The sequence below is a fragment of the Streptomyces ovatisporus genome (genome assembly GCF_042653885.1).
GTDB lineage: Bacteria > Actinomycetota > Actinomycetes > Streptomycetales > Streptomycetaceae > Streptomyces > Streptomyces ovatisporus.
Window position 1 is genome coordinate 247,653 of sequence record NZ_JBHSFH010000006.1, and the last position, 20,932, is coordinate 268,584.

A 20,932-nucleotide genomic window follows, 5' to 3' on the forward strand; every position below is an offset into this window, starting at 1 on the left:
TTCCGCGATGCGGAGTACGGGTCCGGAACGCCCGGGTCGGCGGTGTACCGTTCTCGGCCCGCCGCGCACTGCCTCCCATCCGGACTTTAACCGTCGGTCCAGGAGTTTCACCTGGTCAACCGGTCGCTGGCTGCGAACGGGTCGCGGACTGTAACCGCCGGTTCGGACTTTCACCGACCCCGGAGTGCGCTGACGTCACTGGTACGCGTCCAGTCTGCCACGGTCCGCCGCGCCCCATGCTCCCGGTGCCTGTGGGCTCACTCACAGCCAGGACCGCCGGGCGCATCGGCGGGAGCTGTCCGAAGTGACCTGTGAGCGCTCTCAACTCGCCCTCTCCGGGCGTGGAATCCCCTTGTCGAGCACCCCGCGGACCCCCGTACAGTGGCCCGGATCGCACGGCCCGGCAGCCGCGGGCGGCAGGTGCGCGCAGGGTGCACCCGGCCCCGTGAACAGCACGTCAGACCACTCGCAGGGACACAGGCCGGAGGACCCCGTACATGCAGCAGACCGCCCCCGACGGCGCCACCCGCCGGGCCCGGCTCGCGATCTCGGTCGTCTTCGCCGCGCACGGAGCGGCGAGCGGCAGCTTCGCCACCGCCATCCCCTGGATCCGGGAGCACCTGGATCTCAGCCCCGGCTGGCTGGGGATAGCGCTCGTCTTCCTGACGGTCGGCGCCTCCGCCGCGATGTCGCTCTCGGCCCGCCTCGCCCACCGCTACAGTCCGCGTCCGCTGCTGGCGTGGCTGTCGCTGATGTGCTGCGCCGGTCTCGCGCTGCCTGCGCTCTCACCCGCCCTGGGATGGCTGTGCCTGGCCCTGTTCGTCTACGGGTGCGGACTGGGTCTGATGGACGTCGCGATGAACGCGCACGGGGTGCAGATCGAGGAGCGGTACGGCAGGTCGGTGATGTCCGGACTGCACGGCGTGTGGAGCGTGGGCACGCTGCTCGGCGGCGCGGGAGGCGCTCTGGCCGCGCACACGGGCCTCGACGGCCGGGTTCATCTGGCCCTCGTCGCGCCGGTGGTGGCGGTCGCGGCTGTCGTCGCGAGCCGCTGGGCGCTGGACGTACGGGCAGAGGAGACGGCGCAGTCCGGCGAGGGCGAGGAGGAGCCGCCGCGCTTCGCGCTGCCCGCCCGCGCGGTCCTGCCGATCGGCGTCATCGGCTTCTGCGCGATCTTCGCCGAGGGCGCCTCCATGGACTGGTCGGGCATCTACCTGCGAGACGTCACGTACGCCGATCCGGGGCTCGCCGCCGCCGCGTTCACCGCCTTCGCCTGCACGATGGCCGTCGCACGGCTCGTCGGAGACGCCGTGGTCAGGCGCCTGGGACCGGTGCGCACGGTGCGGGTCGGCGGACTGGTGGCCGCGCTCGGCAGCGCGCTGGTGGTCGCTGCCGGGTCTCCCCCGCAGGCCGTCGCGGGCTTCGCCCTGATCGGCGTCGGTATCGCTGTCGTGGTGCCGTTGTGCTTCGCCGCGGCGGGCCACTCGGGCACGGGGTCGCAGGGACAGGCGATCGCGGGGGTGGCGACACTGGCGTACGCATCGGGCCTGGCCGCGCCGGCGGCCGTCGGCTGGATCGCGGAAGCCACGTCGCTGACGGTGTCGTTCGGGATGGTCACGGTGCTGTTGCTGGGTCTGGTCTTCGGGGCGGGCGTGCTGCGCACTCGGCCACGGGCGGCGGGTCCCGCGAAGAAGCCGGCCGGGGACGCCGGGGACGAGACCGAGGACGAGTCTGAGTACGCGGGAGGAGCGGAGCCGGCGGCCGCGGAGCAGCCCGCGGGTCCGGGCGCGGCGTCCTCCTAGGGGCCCGGAACGGCAACTCTGGGAGGATGGCCCGATGTTCGATTTCGGCATCGGCGGGTACCGGCCGGTGTGGCTGAACGGCCGCGGCGAAGTGACGCGGGAGCACGGGTTGCGCCTGCGCGGTCTCGTGGGCCGCACCCTGACGAGGGTGTGGATGGTCTGGGACCGCCAGGACGACGAGTGGTTCTGCGACTGCCCGGTGCTGTTCGACTTCGACGGCGAGCAGGTCGAGATCAATCACCAGAAGCTGGACGATCTCTCCCTCACGTGGAACACGGTCGATCCCGCCCGTCCCCTGCTCTGGCCCGAGTTCGACCTGCAGTGGCGTCCCGAGCCGCTTCCCGGACTGCGGGCCCTGCGCGGGCTCCCCCTCGGGGGCGTCGAACTGCTCGAGTGGACGGGCAGGGACGCGGCTCAGGGGAGCGTCGACGTCAGTTTCGTCTTCGAGGCGGACCGCCGGGCGACCGTCTTCAACGCCCTCGACGAGAACGGGCTGACCTTCGACCCGCCCGGCCGGCGGCTGCGGCGCCTGCCGGTGACCTGATGCGTGGTTCACACCGCTGACCGGTGGCCGGGCAGCGAGCGCCCGTGGCAGCAGCGGTGATCGTCGCAGGGGTGCGGGAAGTCTGCCAGGGCAACGGTGCGTTGGGCGTCGGTGGTGCAGGGCTTCGGGCATGCCCACCGCCCGGCCGAGGGGGGTGGAGCGTTCGGCCTCCCCCGCCGCCGGTTCCCTCACACCGCTGCCGCTTGTCCTCCGTACGGGCGCAGTCCCGGGCAGGTGCGCCACCGACCGCCACCACGGCTGCGACGCTGCCGTACATGACCTCAACCGAGCAGCCGCCACCGGGCACGACGGGCGTGCAACTGCGGTCGCCCTGCGGGACTTCCCGCGCAACTGTGCGGACGGCCCGCGCGTCCCGGCCGGGTTCCGTACGCTCCGTCCTGCGGCGCATGCACGGCATCGGAGCCGGACTGCCCGCCGGTGACGGGGTGGCCGTCTTCAACCGCGTCTATCTGACGGTCACCGAGGAGCTGCAACGGCGCCTGGAGACGGGCTGGTTCACGGACCGCGTCACCGCCGAGGAGCTGGGCGTGCGATTCGCGGGCCGCTACCTCGACGCCGTCGAGGCGTGCCTCTCCGGCCGCCGCACACCGTCCTGCTGGCGCCCGCTCTTCCACTTCCGCCGCCATCCCTCCGTACGCCCGCTGCAGTTCGCCACCGCCGGCATCAACGCCCACATCGGCCACGACCTGCCGCTCGCGCTGCTGGAGACCTGCGAGGCACGGCAGTGCGAACCGGACGCCCTGGAAAGGGACTTCGAGCGTATCGGCGACGTTCTGACCGGGCTGGAGGAGCGCATCCGGGAGGAGCTGATGCCCGGTCCCGACATGCTGGACGTGGCCGATCCCCTCACTCATCTGGTGGGCTCGTGGAGCCTGGAGATGGCGCGCAGCGGGGCGTGGGCGACACTACCGACTGAAACACATTTCTGCAAGACTGGTCGGCATGACTTCCGCCTCGCTGTACGTACGTCTGAGCAAGCAAGCCGCCGACAGCAACTTGTCCCTCCGGGGCATGGCCGATGACCTGCGGGACCATTGCCAGCGCCTGGGCCTGACTGAGGCCGCCCTACACGTAGATGACGGCCTCTCAGGCGGATTCCGAGACAGACCCGCCTTCCTGGCATGGCTGGACGACGCCCGATCCGGCAGGGCTCAAGTCCTTGCCACCTACAGCGTCGATCGCCTGACCCGAGAAGGGCTGAACGTAGCCGCCCGCCTCCTGGACGTCCACGAGGGCAAGGACCCTGAGACCGGACGGCAGATACACGCCCCGGTGCGCATCCTGGACACCCAGGGGATTGACTCTGCCAGCGGGGATACGTGGCGGATCGCCTTCGTACTGAAGGCGGAGATCGCGAGGGCTGAGCGGGAGCGCATGAGGCAGCGATCCAACGACATGCGCCGACGCGCCCGCCAGTCGGGCCGCTGGGCGGGGGGACTGGTCCCGTACGGCTACCGGGTCACCAACGCTGACGATGGCAAGGGCCGGACTCTGACCATCGAGCCTGACGAAGCAGCGGCCATCCGAGAGGCAGCGGAACGCATCCTCAGGGGCGAGTCCCTAGGCCGCGTCTGCCGTTGGCTGGAGCACGCAGGCTACCGCCCCAGGAAGGCGTCAACGTGGTCCCGTCAGGCTCTCAGGGGCGTCTTGACGGGCACCGCCGCCTTGGGCCAGCTCAGCCACGACGGGAAGCCTGTCCGGGACCCTGACGGGGAGATACTGCGCCCCTACCCGCCGATCCTGACGGACGCTGAACACGCCGCCCTCAGGGCCCTTCTCCTGGCCAACGGGCCCAGACCCCAGGGCAGGGGCGGCAGGCCCTCCAGGCTCCTGTCAGGGCTTCTCACGTGTGCCTCCTGCGACGCGCCCATGCGCGTCGGCGTGACAAGTGCAGGCGCCCCCAGATACGTGTGCATGACGAAGACTGAGGGCCGAGCCTGCGGGGAGCCTGCCAGCGTGACAGCGGCGGGAGTGGAAGCCCACATCGAGGCCCGCTACCTCGCTGTCGCTGGGGACTGGCCCATGTACCGAGAGCGGGCCGTTGTCGGGACAGCCAACGACCTTGCCCGCGTTGACGCTGAGATCAGGGACGCACTGACCGATCTGGCCGCTGACGCCAGCGCAGAGGGCCTGACACGCCTTCAGAAGCTCCAGGAGCGTCGCAGGGAGCTTGCCGACAAAGACCCCGGCGTCCGGACGGAGTTGGAGCCTACAGGCGAGACTGCGGGCGACTGGTGGGCCGCCGCGTCCGTGGAGGACCGCAGGGAGCAACTCCGGGAGGTCTTCGCCGTCCTGGCGATAAGGCCCGGACGCAGGGGCGTTCGCGGTTTCGATCCTGGTCGGCTCACGGTGGTCTGGTCGGCTGACGAGGAGTACAGCGAACCAGCCGACTGACCAGGCTGTAACCCCGAGCAGGGGAGGTCCTCACCGGACACCTTTTGAGAGGCAGTGACACCGTCCTCTCACGGAGGCCAACGAGCCTCGCCGACACCCCGACCCCTGCCCATGTGCGGCGGGGGAGGCAATCACCGGAAGAGGGTGTCGAGGCAATCAGCCCCGTCCAGGCCCGCACCCAGGAGGACCCGATGCCCTACCCCCAGATCGTTCCCACCATCGAGAAGGCCCCCGACGACAAGACCTGGCTGCTCACCGTTCAGTGCCCCTTCTGCACGAAGCAGCACACCCACGGTGGCGGCTCGGACCTGGAACCGGGCCTGTTCGGCACACGAGGCGCGCACTGCCAGTCAGGAGACGGCATGTACGAACTCGTAGCCCCCGACAGCAAGACCTGACACCCCGCCAGGCATCCAGTCAGGCCCCCGGATCAGCTCATTGGTCCGGGGGCCCTCGCATGCTCACCCACCTACCGGAGGACCCCACAATGACCGACTTCGCTACTGAACTCGCAGCGGCGGTACGAACGGCTGAACCTGTCAATGCCCCTGCCCCCGACTTGACCAACCCGATGCTCGCTCAGCTTGCGCAACTGCTGGCGGGCAGCCCAGGTCAGATGACGGACCTGGTCCGCACGCTCCAGGCGCAGACGGCGGTAGAGCCTGTGCCGACAGACCTCAGTGACGACAGCCTGGCTCAGATGCTGCTGGACGGCCTGGGCGGGCATGTGCACTTCGACCCCGCTGTTGGCTGGGCTGTCTTCCACCCTGGCGCCCACACGTGGAGCGTTTCCGGCAAGGACGGTCCGATCAACGAGGCAGCGGCAACCTTCCTTCGGGGCAGGCGAGAGAGCTGGACCAAGAGCCTGGGACCCAACGCCGATGACAAGGAGTTCGCCCGCATTGCCAGCCTGGGCAGCACTGCCAAGCGCCGCAACGTCGTGGACGCGATCAAGGCGCTGCCGGGCGTGACCCTCGCAGCGGGAACCATGGCTGAGACCTTCGACCAGCAGCATGATCTGCTCGCTGTCAGAAACGGGATCGTGGACCTGAGGACGGGCCTGCTCCGGCCTGGCCGACCTGCCGACATGATCACCAGGTTCGTTGACGTCGACTACGACCCGGACGCCAGGGCGCCCCGCTGGGGGGCGTTCCTGACGGAGGTCTTCCCCAACGACGCTGAGCTGCCTGCCTACATGCAGCGGCTCATTGGCTACGGGATCACGGGCTACACGCGCGAACAGTGCTTCGTCAACCTCTACGGCCAGGGCGCCAACGGCAAGTCAGTCCTGATCAACGTCCTGGAGCGGATCTTTGCTGCCTTCACGGGCCGCTGCTCCTTCAACATCTTCCTGGGCGACCGGGCAGGCGGGCCGGAGTCCGAGGTTCTGAAGGGCGCCAGGCTCGCTGTCGCGTCGGAGACCAACAGGACCGCTGTCCTCAACACGGCGGCAATCAAGGAGGCGACAGGCGGAGACAGGCTGACGGTCATGCCTAAGTACAGGGACCCGTACAGCTACAAGCCGACTTGCCTGATCATGCTGGCGACTAACTACCTGCCCCGGATCAAGGACGCGGACTTCGGGACCTGGCGCCGTGTGAAGGTCATTCCCTTCGAGGCCCGGTTCGAGAGAGACCAGCGTGACGAGGGTCTTGAGGACTTCTTGGTCAGCGAGGAGGCCGCAGGGATCTTGGCCTGGGCCGTCCAGGGCTCCGTTCAGTGGTTCGCTGAGGGGTTGTCTGACACGGCATCCATGGCAGCGGCGGCTGAGGACTACCAGCGGGAGTCTGACCCGTTGGACGGCTTCCTTGAGCAGACGTTCAAGCTCGATGACAGCGAGGAGGGGAAGGGCGTCAAAGCCACCACCGTCTTCCAGGCGTACGGGACCTGGGCGGCAGCGCTGGGGGACCCGATGTTCAAGCAGTCGCAGACGCTGAACAGCGCCCTACTGGAGCGGTACCCCAGCCTCAGTGTGAAGCGGACGAAGGCAGGCCGCGTGATCGTAGGCATTCGGGAGCTGACCCCTGCTGAGCAGCATGGCGGGCCGACCGGACCTGGCGTCATGGACGGCTCCGAGTAGCTGGTGTCGGGACCCTCGGCACCTTTTTGAGTCTCGTCACCACCCTCGTCACCCCCTCGGTAAGGCGCTGACCTGCTGGTTTGTTCTGCTGAGGGGGTGTTGGTGACGAGGTGACGAGGCACTTCAAGACTTCTAACAAGATCCCAGCTAGATCAGCTAAAGGTCCTGAATCAGGGCCTCGGCACGTCACCTCGTCACCCTCCCCCGCTGACCACCCTCACCCACCTCAGGAGACCACCATGTCCGACGACGGAGCAGCACCCCGCCGACGCACCTACCGTCAGCGAGACGAGTACGAGGCGTACGAAGACGAGGTCTACGCGGCAGGCTTCCAGGTTCGCCGCAGCGACCCCTACACGCGTATGAGCGGCACGACCTGGGACCCTCGCGACAAGGCCCGCCTGGACGGCACGGAGTTGCCCAGCGGGCGCCAAGCTGACATCGGCGCTGACCTCGCTGGGCCAGTCACCATTTCGTACCTGCCCGGATTCGAGCCGAAGACGAAGGAGCAGCGCATCGAGGCCGCCAGGGAACTGCCCGTCGCCGCTGACTGGGCCACGAAGTACGGCCGCGTAGAAGTCCGGGGCGAGATGAAGATCTGGAACGGTCCCTGCGCTGAGTGCTCCGAAACCTTCGAGCAGGCCCGCCAGAAGACGACGAAACGGCCCTGGGACACGGTCTGTTCGGGCTGCAAGCCTGCCCGCAAGCGGCGCCTTGCTGCCGAGCGCCAGAGGGCCAAGCGAGCCCGTGACCGTCACGCCTCACAGTATGGGTTGTAGGGAGAGACGCACCGCCAGCACCGGCGTCCTCTGCACACACTTCATGGCCGGGTCCCTCCTGGCTGATCCCCCTGTCTGGCGGCAGGTTGAGGGTCGGCTGAGGGACCTGGCCACTTTTCGTACCCAGACCAGCCAGCGGGGTGCCGCCTGGCTGAAGCCCCTGGCCCGCTGCCCTTAGAGGGAGACAGCGCGAGTCAGGAGCGCCCCAAGACTCCCGTCCACGGCGGGTAATCCGTGGGTCCTTCGGTGGGTCAGACGGCCAGCCTGGGCGCTTCCGCCTGGGCTGGCCTCCCCGCCGACACAGTCCCCCAGATGCAGCGGCTGGGCTTTACCGCTGCCAGGTCCGCCGTCGACATGCGGCCAGGATCTGCCAACACAAGGGGCTTGGTCAGGCTCTCGTCTCCTCGCGAGCGAAGGCAACCGGCTCAGTGTCGTTGATCAGTTAGACCCTGCTCGGTCCTCAGCACGGATCGTCAGCAGGTTGTTCTGCCAGGAACACACCCGCAGTGCCCCCGGAAGATCCAGCCGCAACGGCGGGGCCTTCGAAACGGGAAGCAAGCAGGATCGGAGCCCCCGCCTCTTAGCGGAAGGCGGGGGCGCATCCTCCCCCAATCTCCTGGAGCAGTAGCCAGGTTCTCCTACTGCCAGGCCCCAGCGCCTGACGACCTCTAACCCAAGGGGTCTAGAAGCTGGACGACGCGCACAGCGTCGATCTTGTGTGGTGACGCCTGGCCTCGTCTCCCAGCCGACGAGGCAGGCCCCTCTCAGCCACCCCCCTGCCCTCTGCCCATGCCCCCTCCCCTGTGACCCATGGCCCCCGTGCCTGGGCCCCGGTACCTGGGGTGCGTGGGCTTGGGCCATGAGCACGGCGCTGACCACACGTCAGCACCGCACAGCAGCGGGGCGCATGCGCGTGCCGCTGCATCGAGCCTGAAGGGAGCCTGATCAGCATGGCCAACAACTGGAGCAGCAGCGACCGCAAGGCCAGGCTGCCAAGCAACTGGGCCAAGCTCAGGCTCCGAGTGTTGCGACGCGACGGCTACCGCTGCATGCACATCGAGATCACTGGCTCACGCTGTACCGCAGACGCGACGGACGTGGACCACATCAAGGCAGGCGACGACCACTCGATGACCAACCTTCAGTCGCTGTGCCGCGAGCACCACCAGGTGAAGACTCAGCAGGAAGCCCAGGCAGGTCGTAGGCGCGGTGCCGACTCCCGCGCCAAGTACCCGAAGGCCAAGCACCCCGGGATGATCTGACGGCGCCGAGGAGATCAAGGACACCCCCCACCCCTGGCCGGGGACTCCACTGCCCCCCCCATCGGAGGACCGGTAAGGGGCTGTCTCCGCCCATTCGTGCGGTGTGAGGGTCACGGAGGCCCCTGCACGGCCCTGGAGGGGCCCCGAGCCGGCCTGGGAGCGCACCAGGGCTGACCTGGGCCGATACCGGCACCCAGGCCCTCAGACAGCCTTCTACGGGCCTTGTAGCCGTGACAAGCCAGCCAAGAACGGCCCTGAAACCACTGCCTAACGGCCCGAAACAGGGCCCAAACCGCCGACTAGGAGGCGCTAGTGAGCCACAAGAAGGCGCCCGACAGGCGCGCGAACAGTCGCGGAGCCAAGGGCGTCGCCACGTACACCGCTGAGCGGGGCCGATTCCCGCGTCTGCCCGCCCGGTACCGCGACAACGCAGAGGTCCGGCGCTGGTACGACACCTGGCGCGGCGTCCCGTGGGCCGACCAGTTCACCGCGACGGAGGTTCAAGCCCTCCTGGACACACTGCCGCTCGTGGAGGCCCTCCACGCTGGCCCCGAAGGTCTCCGCTACCGCGCTGAGATCCGGCGCGTAGAGCAGCTTCTGGGAGCCACGGCCTACGACCGGCGCCGCCTGGACATCTACGTCGACGTTGTGGAACCCGAGGACTCTGCCGACAAGCCAGCCAGCGCCGCTGCCGAGATCGCCGCCCTTGAAGCCGAGACACGGCGCCTGGAAGAAGAGGCCGGACTGCGATGACCGACGTCCCCCAGAAGATCCTCGCCGCCCGCTGGCTCGAAGCCACAGCGAAGGGCCTGCGAGGAGAACGACGAACGAAGTTCGTCTACCGAGAGCTTGCTGCCGCCCAACGCGCGCAGCAGGAACGCAAGTAGTCAACCCACCACCACCGATTGGACAAGACATGTCTTCATTCGCAGAGAGCCTCAGCCGTGAGGACGAACTGGCCTGGATCATCGCTGACCTTCGTGACTGTTTCGGAGTCAGCGAGGAGACGGCCTTGCGCATCGTCACGGAGTTCCGTGCACACCAGGCAGCGGAGGCCAGCAAGTGACCGCCGTCGACCCTGCCGCCGCACAGGCCCTTGTCGGCAAGCCGGTCAGCATCCCGCACTTGGACGTCCTGCTTGACGCAGACGGCTCCCCCCTGGCCGTGGACGCACGCGAACTGACTGGCGTCTTCACGGGCGTCTACACCACGGAGGACAGCACCGATGACTGAACAGACCGAACAGGCCACCGCTGACGAGGGCCAGACCGAAGCCAGCGGCAGCCGTGAGGCCCAGCAGCTCCGGCGCCGTCTCCGCGAGGCTGAGCGGGAGCGTGACGCGCTCCTGGAGCGCGTGACTGCCTTCCAGTCGGCAGAGGTCGAGCGCCTCGCCGCTGAGAAGCTCGAAGTGGCCGGGGACCTGTTCGCCGTCGGCGGCATCGAGCTGGCTGGCCTCCTCGCTGAGGACGGCAGCGTTGACCCTGACAAGGTGTCTGCCGCTGCTGACGCCCTCGTGGCCGAACGGCCGGGCCTGGCCAATCAGGCTGCGGCCCGTGACGCCTCCAGAGAGGCCCTGCAGGGCGCCATGGGCGCACGCGGGACCGTTGCTGGCGGCGCCCCATCGTGGCAGGGGCTGTTCAGCTCCTAGTCGACCCTGGCTGGGTCCCCGTCGGTCGACAGACGGGGGCCTGGCCCAGCAGTACCGCAACACCCCGCTGATCAAGTCGCAGTCTGGTACGGGCTTGATCAGCAACGCCGCTCCTGGTGAGCAACCCAACGGGCCTGGAGCCCAAGGGAGTCCACACAACGACTCCTCCCTGAATCGAGAACAACATCATGGCTCTTTACACCTCCTCCTCCGGCGCTGGCGCTGTAACCCCGGACGGCTTCGGCGTCCTGGTCGAAAAGCCGGTCTCTGAACTGTCCGTCGCCTTCCAGGTCGGTACTCGCGTCTCGACTTCCGCGACGACCTACCGCGTCCCGATCCTCGCGTCTGACGTCGTCCTGGGCCCGGTCGCTGAGGGTGCCGACATCACGCCGTCTGACGTCGTCTTCTCCGAGCTGGCCGTTGACCCGGTCAAGTTCGCGGGCCTGAGCATCGTCAGCCGCGAGATGGCGGACGACTCGTCCCCGTCTGCGCTGGACGTGGTCGGCCGCAGCATCGCCCGTCAGATCGCCAAGTCCGTTGACAGCGCGCTCCTGAAGCCGAAGACGGGTCTCAACCCCCAGGGCCTGAACGGCCTCAGCGGGATCAGCGCGGTTGACGCAGGCGCGGCCTTCGCGAACCTGGACAGTTTCTACGAGGCCCTCTCGGCTTCGGAGAGCGCTGGCGGCAACATCTCCGCCTGGGTCACCGACGCGGCGACCGCGCTGGCCATCAGTCAGCTTAAGGAGGGCACCGGCTCGAACCGGGGCCTCCTGAACGCGGACCTGACCGTTGACGGACGGCGCCAGATCCTGGGCCGCCCCGTCTACGTCTCCGAGCAGGCTCCGGCCGACACGGTGTTCGGCGTCTCCGGGGCTGACCTCCAGATCGTGGTGCGCGACGGCACCCGCGTTGACGTCGACCGGTCTCGCTACTTCGAGTCCGACCGGATCGGCGTCCGGGGCACGATGCGCGTGGCGTTCGCTGCGCCGGTTCCGGCCACACACGCGGTCATCACGCTGTCTGAGTGACCGCCGTGACCGCTGACAGGCGGACACAGCATGACCGCTTGACCGCTTCGTAGCGGACAGCGCCTGGCCCGTTGGCCGCTCCCATGACCGGGGCGGTCAGCGGGCCTTTCTCGTGTCCGGACACGTTGCGGCAGGAACGGCCGCTCCGAGCCGGCGAGTGGTCCCAGCCCTGGTCAGACGGGGCGGACAGGCAAACGGCCAGCGGCCACAACTGCGAACCAGTGACCGCCCTGGCCGTCCGGAGCGGTCACCGTGACCGCCCCTGGCCGGGGCCTGGCCGGGAGCCTGTCCGACCTGTCCGCCTGCCAGCGGTCACGTGTCCGCCCGGTCGGCCACCGTGTCCGCTTCGTTGACCGCCGTGTCCGCAGCGGGGACCGCCTGGCCATGTGCGCTGTAGTCGACTGACACCCAACAGGCCCGCTGCGGCTGGTCACTGAGACCGGCTACAGGGGGCCTGTACGCGTTTCTGACGGCCGCTCACTCCTCCGACTGGGGCAGCCGCTCACCCCGGGCGTCACAGACCCGGATAACGCCGTCCAGGACCTCCGCCAGGCGGGCACAGACGAACCTCAGGACCTGGTCATCTCCCCCGTCCGGCCCCATTGCGTTCCGGGCAAGCTCCAAGACGGCCTTGGCGTCGTTGACGGTCTCCGCCTCTACGGCATCTGCAACGGCGGTCAAGATGCCTCCCTCTTGAACGTAGACGGTGCGGCCCTCTGCGCTGGGAAACGCGAATCGACGGAGCCCGGTTACGTGCTGACCCATGATCACTCCACCTTCGGTATACCTCGGTATACCGAAGACTACTCCGGATGCGCAGTACACGGCAGTGCGCTTGCCTTGATCACGTGACAGAGATCGACCGGACACGCGCCGCCTGGCCTCAGATCGCCGCTGTGATCGTCCGCAGGATCAAGGACGGGACGTACCCCAGCGGCACCAAGATCCCGTCGGTGGTTCAGATCGCCGCTGAGTTCGAGGTAGCCAACTCGACAGCCCAGCGGGCCATGGAAGCGATCAAGGCCGAGGGCCTGACCCGGTCCGAGGTCGGCATGGGTACCTTCGTCCGCTGAACGCCAGAAGGCCCAGCCCCCATGACCGGGACTGGGCCTCTTGCTGTATCTGGACTTACTTGATCTTGCCCTTCCAGACCACGGTGGAGTGCTCCCCAGCGATGCTCACCTGAAGATCCTGTTCACCCTTCGGCACTGCGCAGCCATGGACCAGCTTGGCCGACTGCCCCTTCAGCAGGACCCTGGAGTCGTCGGTGCCAACCCCCTCCTCTGCGTCGAACACGCCCTCAGCCGCCTTGCCCCCGTTGCCGACGGAGCAATTCGGCACGGCCGCCGTGGCGTCAAGCTGCTTCTGACTCCCGTTCTTCACCATGACCTCCAGCCGCACGTACGGCGTCTTGGCCGGGGCTGCCGCGTCGCTGCTAACGGCCCTGGACAGGGGCCGGACGCTGATCGTCACGCCGTTGTGGTTCGTGGCCTTGCCGAAGGGCAGGACCTCGTCCTGAGGCTCCTTGGCGGCCGGGTCAGCGGTCGGCAGCTTCGTGGTCTTGTCCGGCGCAGGCTCCTCGCTGGCTCCCGCTGAACAGCCCGTCAGGGCCAGCAGAGTGACGGCTACGGCGGCAATGATCTTCTTCATGGTGTTCTTCCCCTCCTGAGTACGGATGTGTGACTTGTCTGCGGTGCGGATGGTTGCGCCTTACGCGCCGTCAGACGCCCGGGGCTGGACGGCTGCCGAGACGACGTCCACCGGCGCCCCTGCCTGCGTCACTCCGCTGTCCCACGCGCCTTCGTGAGCGTCAGCGAGCAGTCGTACGGCGTACTTGACGGCGTCGCTGGTAGACCAGCCAGCGGACCCTAGGACGGCCAACGCGTCAGACAGGTCCCGGTCACGTCTGACGCTGATCTGCCGGGTCACTCGCACTCGCCCGTGTGGCTGTCGCCCTTGCTGCACGGACGGTCGAAGTCGTCGGCACGCCCCTCCGCCAGCGGGGGCAGCCAGAGCGCCAGGCCCGCCAACCCCGCTGCGACAAGAACGACCAAGCCAACGGCCAAGGTGTGTTCCTTGACGAAGTAGACGATGGCGGCGACGAAGTTCAAGATCGTATCCACGGTGCGCCTTCCCACTAGATGTGCCTCTTCTGGAAGCACTGCATGGACCGCGTTCCGAGCGATGTGGGGTCTGCGCGGACTGCCGGATCTGGCCGAGGACTTCGCGCAGCGGCTCGACGAGAGCGTCGGCATGGCCGGCCGCTGCCTCCTGACGCCGCTTCCGCCGCTCCCCCGTTGCGCCGGGCGCCGCGACCGGGCGGAATACGACCGATGACCGGTGCACGCGGCCCCGTGCCCCGTCGGTCGGCCACGCTCCGCGTACTCGTCCCGTGGAGCGAGTTGTCCGGGGCGTCTTCGCGGGCAGAAGGTGCGTGGGAGGAATCATGACGCTGCGCCTGGGGCTGGGTCTGCCGCAGATGAAGAAGTTCGACCTGAGCTGTGATGTGACTGCCGCGGCACGCGCCGCCGAGGAGTGCGGTTTCGACAGCGTGTGGGTCTTCGAACGCACCCTGGTGCCCGAGGACCCCGTCGACGGCATGTACGGCGTGCCGGGCCGCCCCTGGCCGGAGGGCTTCCGGCACGTCGCGGACGCGCTGGTCACCCTCACGCTGGCGGCGGCTGTCACCGAACGGGTCCGGCTGGGCACGTCCGTCCTGGTGGGACCGCTGCACCATCCCTTCGAACTGGCCCGCACCCTCGGCTCGTTGGACGCCGCGAGCGGCGGCCGCCTCGTCGCCGGGCTGGGCACGGGATGGTCCCGGGACGAATACGCCGCTGCCGGCGCCGACTTCGCCGGGCGGGGAGCGCTGCTGGACGAACTGCTGGACGTGTGCGAGACGGTCTGGAGCGAGGGCCCCTCGGCGCACGAGGGCGTCCGCACCCGACTGGCTCCTTCCGACGTCGGGCCGAAGCCGCCGCGGGGCCGCGTTCCCGTCCTGCTGGCCGCGAGCAACTCCCGCACCCTGGACCGGATCGCACGCCGTGCGGACGGCTGGCTGCCCTCCTTCACGCCGAACGACGTGGTGGCCCGTACGCGCGCCGAGCTGCGCGAGCGGGCGGAACGCCACGGGCGGGACCCGGATTGCCTGACGGTCGTGCAGCGGTGCGGCCTGCGGCTGACTCCGCAGCCGCTCGGCGGGGACCGGCGGCCGCACCAGGGCAGCGTCGAGCAGATCGTCGAAGACCTCGCCGAAGGCGTCGCGGCCGGTGTGGACGAGGCGATCCTCGATCTTCAGGGCTCGTCCCGGGACGTCGGCGAACTGCTGGAGTCGGGACGGAAGTTGTGTGCCGCCGTCCGGGAAGCGGGAATGTGACGGAACGCGCCTGCTGACAGCGGGAGACGTCGGGACCCTCTTCACCGGGGCGTGGTTCTCCGGCGTCCGAAGATCCGGACGGGTGAGGACGGGCCACGACGGGTGGGCCGGGACGGGCCCCGTGCGACTCGAACCGCGACGTGTCACCCCGACGAGGCGGTACGCAGCAGCCGAAGCTGACCGATCTCCGCGGCGTTCTTCATCAGCTCGGAGTTCACCCAGCCCGCCATGTGCGCCACGGTGCGGCCCGAGTCGTCCGGCCAGGGGAACGGCGCGGCGGCGTCCAGGTCTGTCCCGGTGAACTCGTCCAGCACCGCCAGCCATTCCTCACGCAGGCTGCGAAGCCCTTCGACAGCCGGTTCCCCCGGCCCCGGCCAGGTGATCTCTGTGTGCTCCCGCGGTGTGCGTCCCCGCACGTGGTCGAGGGTCACCCCCCACCACCAGCCGATGTGCCAGCTCAGCCAGGCGATGGTGGGGACGGGCACGGGGTCCGGTTCGCTCTCCGCCCAGTCCGGCACCCACGCGCCGGCGCCGTCCTGGCGCACCGTCCAGCAGAGGGAGACCGGTTCCCACAGGAAGTCGGCGGGAGTCAGCCGCTCCAAGTGGTATTCGAAGAGCGACCATGTCAGGTCGAACTGGAAGCGCAGCAGGTCACACCGGGAGTCGGTCACCGGGAGACCCTGACACGCCCGCCCCGCTCCCGAAAGCGGTTTTCCGGGGACGGGGCGGGCTCCACGCGCGGCGGCCACGTGCGCTTCCTCAGTCCTCCGGCAGCTCCACCGGCGCGATCCCGTCGTAGACGTCGCCCGGTCCGGGGTTCGAGGGGTCGGTGCCGCCGCCGAGGTGGTGCAGCACGCCCCAGACCGCGTTGAGCGCCGTCTGCACCGCGCCCTCCGCCCAGCCCGCCGTCCAGGAGATGTCGTCCCCGGCGAGGAAGAGGCCGCGCTTGTCCGACGGCAGGCGGTCCTGCATGAAGTGGGTGAACAGCCGCCGCTGGTACCGGTAGTGGCCGGGGAGGTTGGCCTTGAACGCGCCCATGAAGTACGGCTCGTTCTCCCAGGAGACGGTCAGGGGGCTGCCGGTGATGTGCTTCCTGATGTCGACGTCCGGGTAGATCTCGCCGAGCGACTTCAGCATCACTTCCATGCGCTGGTTCGCGTCCAGCGGCAGCCACTTGAGGCTGTCGTCGCACCAGGTGTACGACAGGCAGATGACTGCGGGGCGGTCCGGGCCGTTGTCCAGCAGGTAGGTCCCGCGCGTCATGCGGTCGGTGAGCGTCATGCTCATCGTGTCCCGCCCGGTCGGCTCCCCCTTGTCGTCGACCGCCGTGTCCAGCCAGAACGGCCGGTCGACGGGTACGAAGAGCTTCGAGGACTCCATGTAGTGGGTGCGCTCCACCGCCGTCCAGTGGTCGATGGGCAGCAGCGCCTCGTCGCAGTCGATCTTGCTGAGCAGCATCCACGACTGGGCGGTGAAGACCACCGCCCGGTAGGTGCGGATGTCCCCGTCGGAGTCGGTGACGGTGATGCGGTTGCCCGCGGTGCGGTGCAGCCGGGTCACGGCGGGACGGGGTCCCCCCTCGGACCGGCGGCCCGGGCCCCTGCCCGGGTGCAGCGAGGCGAGAGAGGTGCCGCGCGGCCAGTGCGTGAGTTTGTCGGGCTCGAACTCCCAGAGCCGGAGCGGGAGTTGCTGGCTGCCGCCGACGATGCCGCGGTGGTCGTCGTCGGCGCCCGTGTAGACGACGCGGAGGATCTCCAATATGGAGTTGGGGAAGTCGGTGTCCCAGCCTCCCGTGCCGAAGCCCACCTGGCCGAAGATCTCGCGGTGCCGGAAGGAGGAGAAGGACGGGGAGTCGCACAGGAAGCCGTAGAAGGTCTGGTTGTCGAGCTTCTCGACGAGGGCGGACCAGATCTCCCTGATGCGCGGCACGTCGCGTTCCCGTACGGCGCGCTGCATGTCGGAGAAACGGGCACCGTCCTCCAGGCACGCGTTCCAGGCGTCCATGACCTGGTGGAACACAGGGGGCAGGTCGTCCAGTGTCCGGGCGTAGTGCGTCTGCCCCTTGAGGTCCACCACCGTCGAAGGGGTGTCCGGAGCCAGCGGGTTGGGGAAGGGCGCCGTCTCCAGACCGGTGAGCTCGACGTAGTGGTGGAAGGCCGTGGAGGACGGCGGGAAGCGCATCGCGCCCATCTCCGCCGTCAGTTGGCCCTCGCACCCCTCGAAGGACGCGGTGCGCAGCCGCCCGCCGATCTGGTCGGCCTCGTAGACGACGGGCTTGAGGCCGGTCTTCATCAGTTCGTAGGCGGCGACGATGCCGGACAGCCCGCCGCCGACGACGGCGACCTCGGTGCCGAGTTCGGTGGCCGGGACGGAGCCGAGGCCGGCGGGATGGGCGAGGAAGTCGTCGTAGGCGAAGGGGAAGTCGGGACCGAACATGGTCAGCGGCCGCGCGGAGCCGGCCGCGGCCTGCTGCTCCTCGTGTACGGCCGTGGGCACCGTGGACGTCATCGTGCGTGCTTCTCCTGTCGGGTCGCGGCGGCGGGCCGGGTGGGCGTCGGGGCGGGCCGGTCGGGCGGGCCGGATGGCCGGCCGGTGCGAGGTGCCGGGGCAGGGAACGCCCCGGGTGTGCCCTCGCCGAGGCGCGCGTCAGGCGGTGTAGAGGCCGGGTCGGCGGTCGGTCAGGTACGGGTTCTGCTCCCTGGAGGCCGGCAGGCGGCCCGTGTCCACCTCGGCGACGAGCAGTTCCTCGCCGCGGCCCGCTCGTGCGGGTACCGAGCCGTCGGGGGCTGCCAGACGGCTGAGGCCCGCGAAGTCGAACTCCCCTTCGCGGCCCGTACGGTTGGCGTAGGCGATGTAGAGCTGGTTCTCCCAGGCGCGTGCCGGGACGAGCGTCTCGGCGACGATGTCGTACGGCCTCATCAGCGCGGTGGGCACGACCAGCAGTTCGGTTCCGGCGAGCGCGTGGGCCCGCACCGTCTCCGGGAACTCCACGTCGTAGCAGACGAGAAGCCCGACGCGGACTCCCTCCAGGTCCGCCTGGGCGACGAGTTGGTCGCCGGGTGTGTAGTGGGCGCGTTCGTAGCCGCCGTAGAGGTGGGTCTTGCGGTAGCCGGCGAGCGTCTTCCCGTCCGGTCCGACGAGGGCGGCGGAGTTGTGCACGGCCTCGCCGTGCCGCTCCGGGTAGCCGTAGACGACGGCGACGCCGTGGCGGGAGGCGATACGGGCGGCCGCGCGGGGCGAGGGGCCGTCCGCGGCTTCCGCTGCTGCGGCGACGCCGTCCCCGAGTGCGTAGCCCGTGAGGGACAGTTCGGGCGTCACCAGCAGCCGCGCGCCCGCGGCAGCCGCCCGCCGGGCGGCGTCATCGAGCGCGGCGAGGCAGTCGCGGCCGGACCCGGGGGTGCCGGCGGGGCCCTGGAGCAGCGCAACGCGCAGCGACGTCATGGAACCTCTGACTCGGGGTGGGATGTACGCGGGCCGGAGGCAGGTGCGTACAGACGTGCGTGGGTACGTTTCGACGCTACGGTCCCGCCCACCGGCGGACAATACTCATCTGTTGCGCGTCGATGCGCTCTTCGTTGCGTCTGTCGCGGCCTCCGCGGTGATTCGTTGCGCAGGTGGCCGGGCTCAGGGCGTGCAGCACCGCGGAGGCGGCGCCGGGGCCCGCCGGTTCACCGGCTCCGGCACCCGGCGGACGCTGACCGGGCAGCTGAACCAGGCAGCTGAAGGCGAAGGAGGCGCGCGCCTGTCACGCCCCGGTCCGGAGCCCCGTCCCGGACCGTGCCGGACCGCCCCGGTCCGTCCTCAGCGCGGTGCGCCCGCCGTGTAGCGGCGGAGCAGGGGCGAGAGGACCAGCACAGACTTCGTACGCTCCACGAACGCCTCCCCCGCGATGCGCTCCAGCACCTGCTCGAAGTGGCGCATGTCGGAGGCGAAGATCTGCACGACGGCGTCTGCCTCCCCGGTGACGGTGGAGGCGGAGGCGACCTCCGGATAGCGGGCCAGCGCCCGCCGGATGTCCTCGGGTGCCGTCTTCGAGCGGCAGTACATCTCGATGTAGCCCTCCGTCTCCCAGCCGAGTGCCGCCGGGTCCACGCGCACCGTGAAGCCGGTGATGGCACCCTCCTCCCGCAGCCGGTCGACGCGCCGTTTGACTGCGGGGGCGGAGAGGCCGACCTCGGCGCCGATGTCGGCGTAGGAGCGGCGGGCGTCCTCTGCGAGGACGTGGACGATCGCTTCGTCGAGTTCGTTCAGAGGCACTGCGGGTGGGTCACTCTTCCGTGCTCGCGGTGTCCGACGGGGGTGTCCCCGGTGGGGCCGACGGCGCGGTCTGCAGCCGGGAACGGCGCATTCCGTAGCCGAAGTAGACCACAGCGCCCACGGCCATCCACACGCCGAACACCGCCCAGGTGACGGCGTCGAGACTGAACATCATCCACAGGCACAGTGCCACTCCGGTCAGCGGCACCAGCGGCGAGGCGGGCACCCTGAACGTCCGCCGCATCGTGGGACGGGTGCGGCGCAGGACGAGTACGGCGACGTTGACGAGGCCGAAGGCGAAGAGCGTGCCGATGCTGGTGGCGTCGGCGAGCCGGCCCAGCGGCACGGCCGCCGCGAGGGTCCCGCAGAAGACGGCGACGATGACGGTGTTGGCCCGCGGCGTCCCGCTCCTGGGGTCGACCCTGGAGAAGACTCCCGGCACCAGGCCGTCCCGCGACATCGCGAAGAGGATGCGGGTCTGCCCGTACAGCACCGTCAGTACGACCGAGGCGATGGCGACGACGGCGCCGAAGGCGAGCAGCAGCGACCAGACGTCCTGGCCTGTGACGTGCCGCAGGATCGCGGCGAGACCCGCCTCGGAGCCCTCGAAGTCCCTCCACGGCTCGGCGCCCACCGCGACGGCGGCGACCAGGCAGTAGAGCGCGGTGACCACGGCGAGGGAGAGCAGGATGGCGCGCGGCAGGTCGCGCTGGGGGTTCCTGGCCTCCTCCCCGGCGGTGGAGGCGGCGTCGAACCCGATGTAGGAGAAGAAGAGGGTGGCGCCCGCGGCGCTGACGCCGGCCATGCCCAGCGGCATGAACGGCTGGTAGTTCCCGGCCCGGATGCCCATGGCGGCGACGCCGCAGAAGAGGAGCAGTGCCAAAATCTTCACGGCCACCATGACGGTGTTCGCGCGGGCGCTCTCCTTCGCACCGCCGAGGAGGAAGACCATGGCCAGCAGTACGACCGCCAGCGCGGGCACATTGAACAGCCCGCCTTCGCCGGGTGGTGCGGAGAGCGCCTGCGGCAGGCTCAACCCGAAGGCTCCGCCGAGGAGTTCGTCGATGTACTGCCCCCAGCCGACGGCTACGGCCGCGACCGACACGCCGTACTCCAGCAGCAGACACCATCCGCACACCCAGGCGACGAACTCGCCCATGGTGGCGTACGCGTAGGAGTACGAGGAGCCCGCGACGGGGATGGTGCCCGCCAGTTCGGCGTAGGAGAGCGCGGAGAACAGCGCGGTCAGTCCCGCGATCACGAAGGAGACGATGACGGCGGGGCCCGCGTCGGGTACTGCCTCGCCGAGTACGACGAAGATGCCGGTGCCCAGCGTCGCACCGATGCTGATCATGGTCAGCTGCCACAGTCCGAGGCTGCGGCGGAGCTCACCGCCCGCGCCGTGGCCGCTCTGCGCGACGAGCGCTTCGACCGGTTTGCGGCGCATGAGCCGCGCGGCGGTGCCCGGGGGCGTGTGGGGCTGGTTCGGGGAGAACAGCTCGGTTCCCTGATCCGGCACGGCGTCGGTCTCCTTGCGGTCGGTCTCGCGTGGCGCACCGACCCTACGAGCCGCCGACCGCCCCGGGTAACGGGGCTTCCTTGCGCATGTGCGGCGATCCGTTGCGCGCCGGAAGGCTTCGGGTGCCGATCGTTCAGGAGGAGCCGCCGGATACGTCCGCCGGGTACGTCCGGCGGCTGCGCACGGCCCTCACCCGTGAGTGGTCGCCGCGGGCAGGAGGAC

At 69.5% G+C, this 20,932-nt stretch carries 24 protein-coding genes and 1 riboswitch; of the genes, 16 read left to right on the top strand and 8 right to left on the bottom strand.

Annotated features, from left to right (window positions below; genetic code table 11):
• Window positions 1–61 precede the first annotated feature (61 nt).
• Window positions 62–192: riboswitch (FMN riboswitch) on the bottom strand.
• A gap of 305 nt (window positions 193–497) precedes the next feature.
• The 14 genes from ACFPA8_RS12310 to ACFPA8_RS12375 all read left to right on the top strand — a co-directional run bounded on the left by ACFPA8_RS12310 (window position 498) and on the right by ACFPA8_RS12375 (window position 11,558).
• Complete coding sequence (locus ACFPA8_RS12310) at window positions 498–1,802, top strand: MFS transporter (RefSeq protein WP_386446826.1); 1,305 nt, start codon at window positions 498–500, stop codon at window positions 1,800–1,802.
• 34 nt (window positions 1,803–1,836) lie between these two features.
• Window positions 1,837–2,346 carry a hypothetical protein gene (locus tag ACFPA8_RS12315; RefSeq protein ID WP_386446829.1) on the top strand — a complete coding sequence of 170 codons (510 nt, stop codon included), beginning with the start codon at window positions 1,837–1,839 and terminating at the stop codon, window positions 2,344–2,346.
• 275 nt (window positions 2,347–2,621) lie between these two features.
• Window positions 2,622–3,389 (top strand): DUF5995 family protein, encoded by a 768-nt coding sequence (locus ACFPA8_RS12320; protein WP_386446832.1) that lies wholly within the window; start codon window positions 2,622–2,624, stop codon window positions 3,387–3,389.
• Complete coding sequence (locus tag ACFPA8_RS12325; RefSeq protein WP_386446835.1) at window positions 3,379–4,761, top strand: recombinase family protein; 1,383 nt, start codon at window positions 3,379–3,381, stop codon at window positions 4,759–4,761. Before ACFPA8_RS12320 ends, ACFPA8_RS12325 begins: the two co-directional genes overlap by 11 nt.
• A 191-nt stretch (window positions 4,762–4,952) precedes the next feature.
• Complete coding sequence (locus tag ACFPA8_RS12330; protein ID WP_386446838.1) at window positions 4,953–5,159, top strand: hypothetical protein; 207 nt, start codon at window positions 4,953–4,955, stop codon at window positions 5,157–5,159.
• 89 nt (window positions 5,160–5,248) lie between these two features.
• Complete coding sequence (locus ACFPA8_RS12335; RefSeq protein WP_386446841.1) at window positions 5,249–6,841, top strand: DNA primase family protein; 1,593 nt, start codon at window positions 5,249–5,251, stop codon at window positions 6,839–6,841.
• Window positions 6,842–7,080: 239 nt separating this feature from the next.
• Window positions 7,081–7,620 carry a hypothetical protein gene (locus tag ACFPA8_RS12340; RefSeq protein ID WP_386446843.1) on the top strand — a complete coding sequence of 180 codons (540 nt, stop codon included), beginning with the start codon at window positions 7,081–7,083 and terminating at the stop codon, window positions 7,618–7,620.
• A 950-nt stretch (window positions 7,621–8,570) separates the two neighbouring features.
• Entirely contained in the window at window positions 8,571–8,882 is a 312-nt protein-coding gene (locus ACFPA8_RS12345; RefSeq protein WP_386446846.1) for an HNH endonuclease, read from the top strand.
• A 312-nt stretch (window positions 8,883–9,194) separates the two neighbouring features.
• Window positions 9,195–9,635 carry a phage terminase small subunit gene (locus ACFPA8_RS12350; protein WP_386446849.1) on the top strand — a complete coding sequence of 147 codons (441 nt, stop codon included), beginning with the start codon at window positions 9,195–9,197 and terminating at the stop codon, window positions 9,633–9,635.
• Window positions 9,632–9,769: a hypothetical protein gene (locus tag ACFPA8_RS12355; protein WP_386446851.1), complete on the top strand. Its 138-nt coding sequence runs from the start codon at window positions 9,632–9,634 to the stop codon at window positions 9,767–9,769. The genes ACFPA8_RS12350 and ACFPA8_RS12355 overlap by 4 nt, the downstream gene beginning before the upstream one ends.
• A gap of 29 nt (window positions 9,770–9,798) precedes the next feature.
• Window positions 9,799–9,948 (top strand): hypothetical protein, encoded by a 150-nt coding sequence (locus ACFPA8_RS12360; protein WP_386446854.1) that lies wholly within the window; start codon window positions 9,799–9,801, stop codon window positions 9,946–9,948.
• Window positions 9,945–10,115: a hypothetical protein gene (locus tag ACFPA8_RS12365; protein WP_386446856.1), complete on the top strand. Its 171-nt coding sequence runs from the start codon at window positions 9,945–9,947 to the stop codon at window positions 10,113–10,115. The genes ACFPA8_RS12360 and ACFPA8_RS12365 overlap by 4 nt, the downstream gene beginning before the upstream one ends.
• A complete protein-coding gene (locus ACFPA8_RS12370; protein ID WP_386446859.1) occupies window positions 10,108–10,530 on the top strand; it encodes a hypothetical protein in 423 nt (140 codons plus the stop codon). Before ACFPA8_RS12365 ends, ACFPA8_RS12370 begins: the two co-directional genes overlap by 8 nt.
• A 188-nt stretch (window positions 10,531–10,718) precedes the next feature.
• A complete protein-coding gene (locus ACFPA8_RS12375) occupies window positions 10,719–11,558 on the top strand; it encodes a phage major capsid protein (RefSeq protein ID WP_386446862.1) in 840 nt (279 codons plus the stop codon).
• 477 nt (window positions 11,559–12,035) lie between these two features.
• Here ACFPA8_RS12375 and ACFPA8_RS12380 read toward each other — a convergent pair whose 3' ends face one another.
• Window positions 12,036–12,323, bottom strand: a complete 288-nt coding sequence (locus ACFPA8_RS12380) for a hypothetical protein (protein WP_386446865.1) — start codon at window positions 12,321–12,323, stop codon at window positions 12,036–12,038.
• An 83-nt stretch (window positions 12,324–12,406) separates the two neighbouring features.
• Here ACFPA8_RS12380 and ACFPA8_RS12385 point away from each other — a divergent pair, with 83 nt between their 5' ends.
• A complete protein-coding gene (locus tag ACFPA8_RS12385) occupies window positions 12,407–12,631 on the top strand; it encodes a winged helix-turn-helix domain-containing protein (RefSeq protein ID WP_386446867.1) in 225 nt (74 codons plus the stop codon).
• Window positions 12,632–12,686: 55 nt separating this feature from the next.
• Here the strand turns inward: ACFPA8_RS12385 and ACFPA8_RS12390 are convergent, their stop codons facing one another.
• Window positions 12,687–13,208 carry a hypothetical protein gene (locus ACFPA8_RS12390; RefSeq protein ID WP_386446870.1) on the bottom strand — a complete coding sequence of 174 codons (522 nt, stop codon included), beginning with the start codon at window positions 13,206–13,208 and terminating at the stop codon, window positions 12,687–12,689.
• A gap of 275 nt (window positions 13,209–13,483) precedes the next feature.
• Window positions 13,484–13,681, bottom strand: coding sequence for a hypothetical protein (locus ACFPA8_RS12395; RefSeq protein WP_386446873.1), 198 nt, complete (start codon window positions 13,679–13,681; stop codon window positions 13,484–13,486).
• 323 nt (window positions 13,682–14,004) lie between these two features.
• Between ACFPA8_RS12395 and ACFPA8_RS12400 the strand changes: the two genes are divergently transcribed.
• Entirely contained in the window at window positions 14,005–14,934 is a 930-nt protein-coding gene (locus ACFPA8_RS12400) for an LLM class F420-dependent oxidoreductase (RefSeq protein WP_386446875.1), read from the top strand.
• A 143-nt stretch (window positions 14,935–15,077) separates the two neighbouring features.
• Here ACFPA8_RS12400 and ACFPA8_RS12405 read toward each other — a convergent pair whose 3' ends face one another.
• The 5 genes from ACFPA8_RS12405 to ACFPA8_RS12425 all read right to left on the bottom strand — a co-directional run bounded on the left by ACFPA8_RS12405 (window position 15,078) and on the right by ACFPA8_RS12425 (window position 20,710).
• Entirely contained in the window at window positions 15,078–15,605 is a 528-nt protein-coding gene (locus tag ACFPA8_RS12405) for a DinB family protein (protein WP_386446878.1), read from the bottom strand.
• Window positions 15,606–15,693: 88 nt separating this feature from the next.
• Window positions 15,694–17,442, bottom strand: a complete 1,749-nt coding sequence (locus ACFPA8_RS12410) for a flavin monoamine oxidase family protein (protein ID WP_386446881.1) — start codon at window positions 17,440–17,442, stop codon at window positions 15,694–15,696.
• A gap of 138 nt (window positions 17,443–17,580) precedes the next feature.
• On the bottom strand, window positions 17,581–18,375 hold the full coding sequence (locus ACFPA8_RS12415) for a carbon-nitrogen hydrolase family protein (RefSeq protein WP_386446884.1): 795 nt from the start codon (window positions 18,373–18,375) through the stop codon (window positions 17,581–17,583).
• A 360-nt stretch (window positions 18,376–18,735) separates the two neighbouring features.
• Window positions 18,736–19,191 carry an Lrp/AsnC family transcriptional regulator gene (locus ACFPA8_RS12420; RefSeq protein WP_386446887.1) on the bottom strand — a complete coding sequence of 152 codons (456 nt, stop codon included), beginning with the start codon at window positions 19,189–19,191 and terminating at the stop codon, window positions 18,736–18,738.
• Between the two features lie 10 nt (window positions 19,192–19,201).
• On the bottom strand, window positions 19,202–20,710 hold the full coding sequence (locus tag ACFPA8_RS12425) for an amino acid permease (RefSeq protein ID WP_386446890.1): 1,509 nt from the start codon (window positions 20,708–20,710) through the stop codon (window positions 19,202–19,204).
• Between the last annotated feature and the right edge of the window lie 222 nt (window positions 20,711–20,932).

Coding starts and splice junctions, on each gene's coding strand:
- ACFPA8_RS12310 (WP_386446826.1), top strand. CDS start 498: ATGCAGCAGACCGCCCCCGACGGCGCCACCCGCCGGGCCCGGCTCGCG.
- ACFPA8_RS12315 (WP_386446829.1), top strand. CDS start 1,837: ATGTTCGATTTCGGCATCGGCGGGTACCGGCCGGTGTGGCTGAACGGC.
- ACFPA8_RS12320 (WP_386446832.1), top strand. CDS start 2,622: ATGACCTCAACCGAGCAGCCGCCACCGGGCACGACGGGCGTGCAACTG.
- ACFPA8_RS12325 (WP_386446835.1), top strand. CDS start 3,379: ATGGCCGATGACCTGCGGGACCATTGCCAGCGCCTGGGCCTGACTGAG.
- ACFPA8_RS12330 (WP_386446838.1), top strand. CDS start 4,953: ATGCCCTACCCCCAGATCGTTCCCACCATCGAGAAGGCCCCCGACGAC.
- ACFPA8_RS12335 (WP_386446841.1), top strand. CDS start 5,249: ATGACCGACTTCGCTACTGAACTCGCAGCGGCGGTACGAACGGCTGAA.
- ACFPA8_RS12340 (WP_386446843.1), top strand. CDS start 7,081: ATGTCCGACGACGGAGCAGCACCCCGCCGACGCACCTACCGTCAGCGA.
- ACFPA8_RS12345 (WP_386446846.1), top strand. CDS start 8,571: ATGGCCAACAACTGGAGCAGCAGCGACCGCAAGGCCAGGCTGCCAAGC.
- ACFPA8_RS12355 (WP_386446851.1), top strand. CDS start 9,632: ATGACCGACGTCCCCCAGAAGATCCTCGCCGCCCGCTGGCTCGAAGCC.
- ACFPA8_RS12360 (WP_386446854.1), top strand. CDS start 9,799: ATGTCTTCATTCGCAGAGAGCCTCAGCCGTGAGGACGAACTGGCCTGG.
- ACFPA8_RS12370 (WP_386446859.1), top strand. CDS start 10,108: ATGACTGAACAGACCGAACAGGCCACCGCTGACGAGGGCCAGACCGAA.
- ACFPA8_RS12375 (WP_386446862.1), top strand. CDS start 10,719: ATGGCTCTTTACACCTCCTCCTCCGGCGCTGGCGCTGTAACCCCGGAC.
- ACFPA8_RS12380 (WP_386446865.1), bottom strand. CDS start 12,323: ATGGGTCAGCACGTAACCGGGCTCCGTCGATTCGCGTTTCCCAGCGCA.
- ACFPA8_RS12390 (WP_386446870.1), bottom strand. CDS start 13,208: ATGAAGAAGATCATTGCCGCCGTAGCCGTCACTCTGCTGGCCCTGACG.
- ACFPA8_RS12400 (WP_386446875.1), top strand. CDS start 14,005: ATGACGCTGCGCCTGGGGCTGGGTCTGCCGCAGATGAAGAAGTTCGAC.
- ACFPA8_RS12410 (WP_386446881.1), bottom strand. CDS start 17,442: ATGACGTCCACGGTGCCCACGGCCGTACACGAGGAGCAGCAGGCCGCG.
- ACFPA8_RS12415 (WP_386446884.1), bottom strand. CDS start 18,375: ATGACGTCGCTGCGCGTTGCGCTGCTCCAGGGCCCCGCCGGCACCCCC.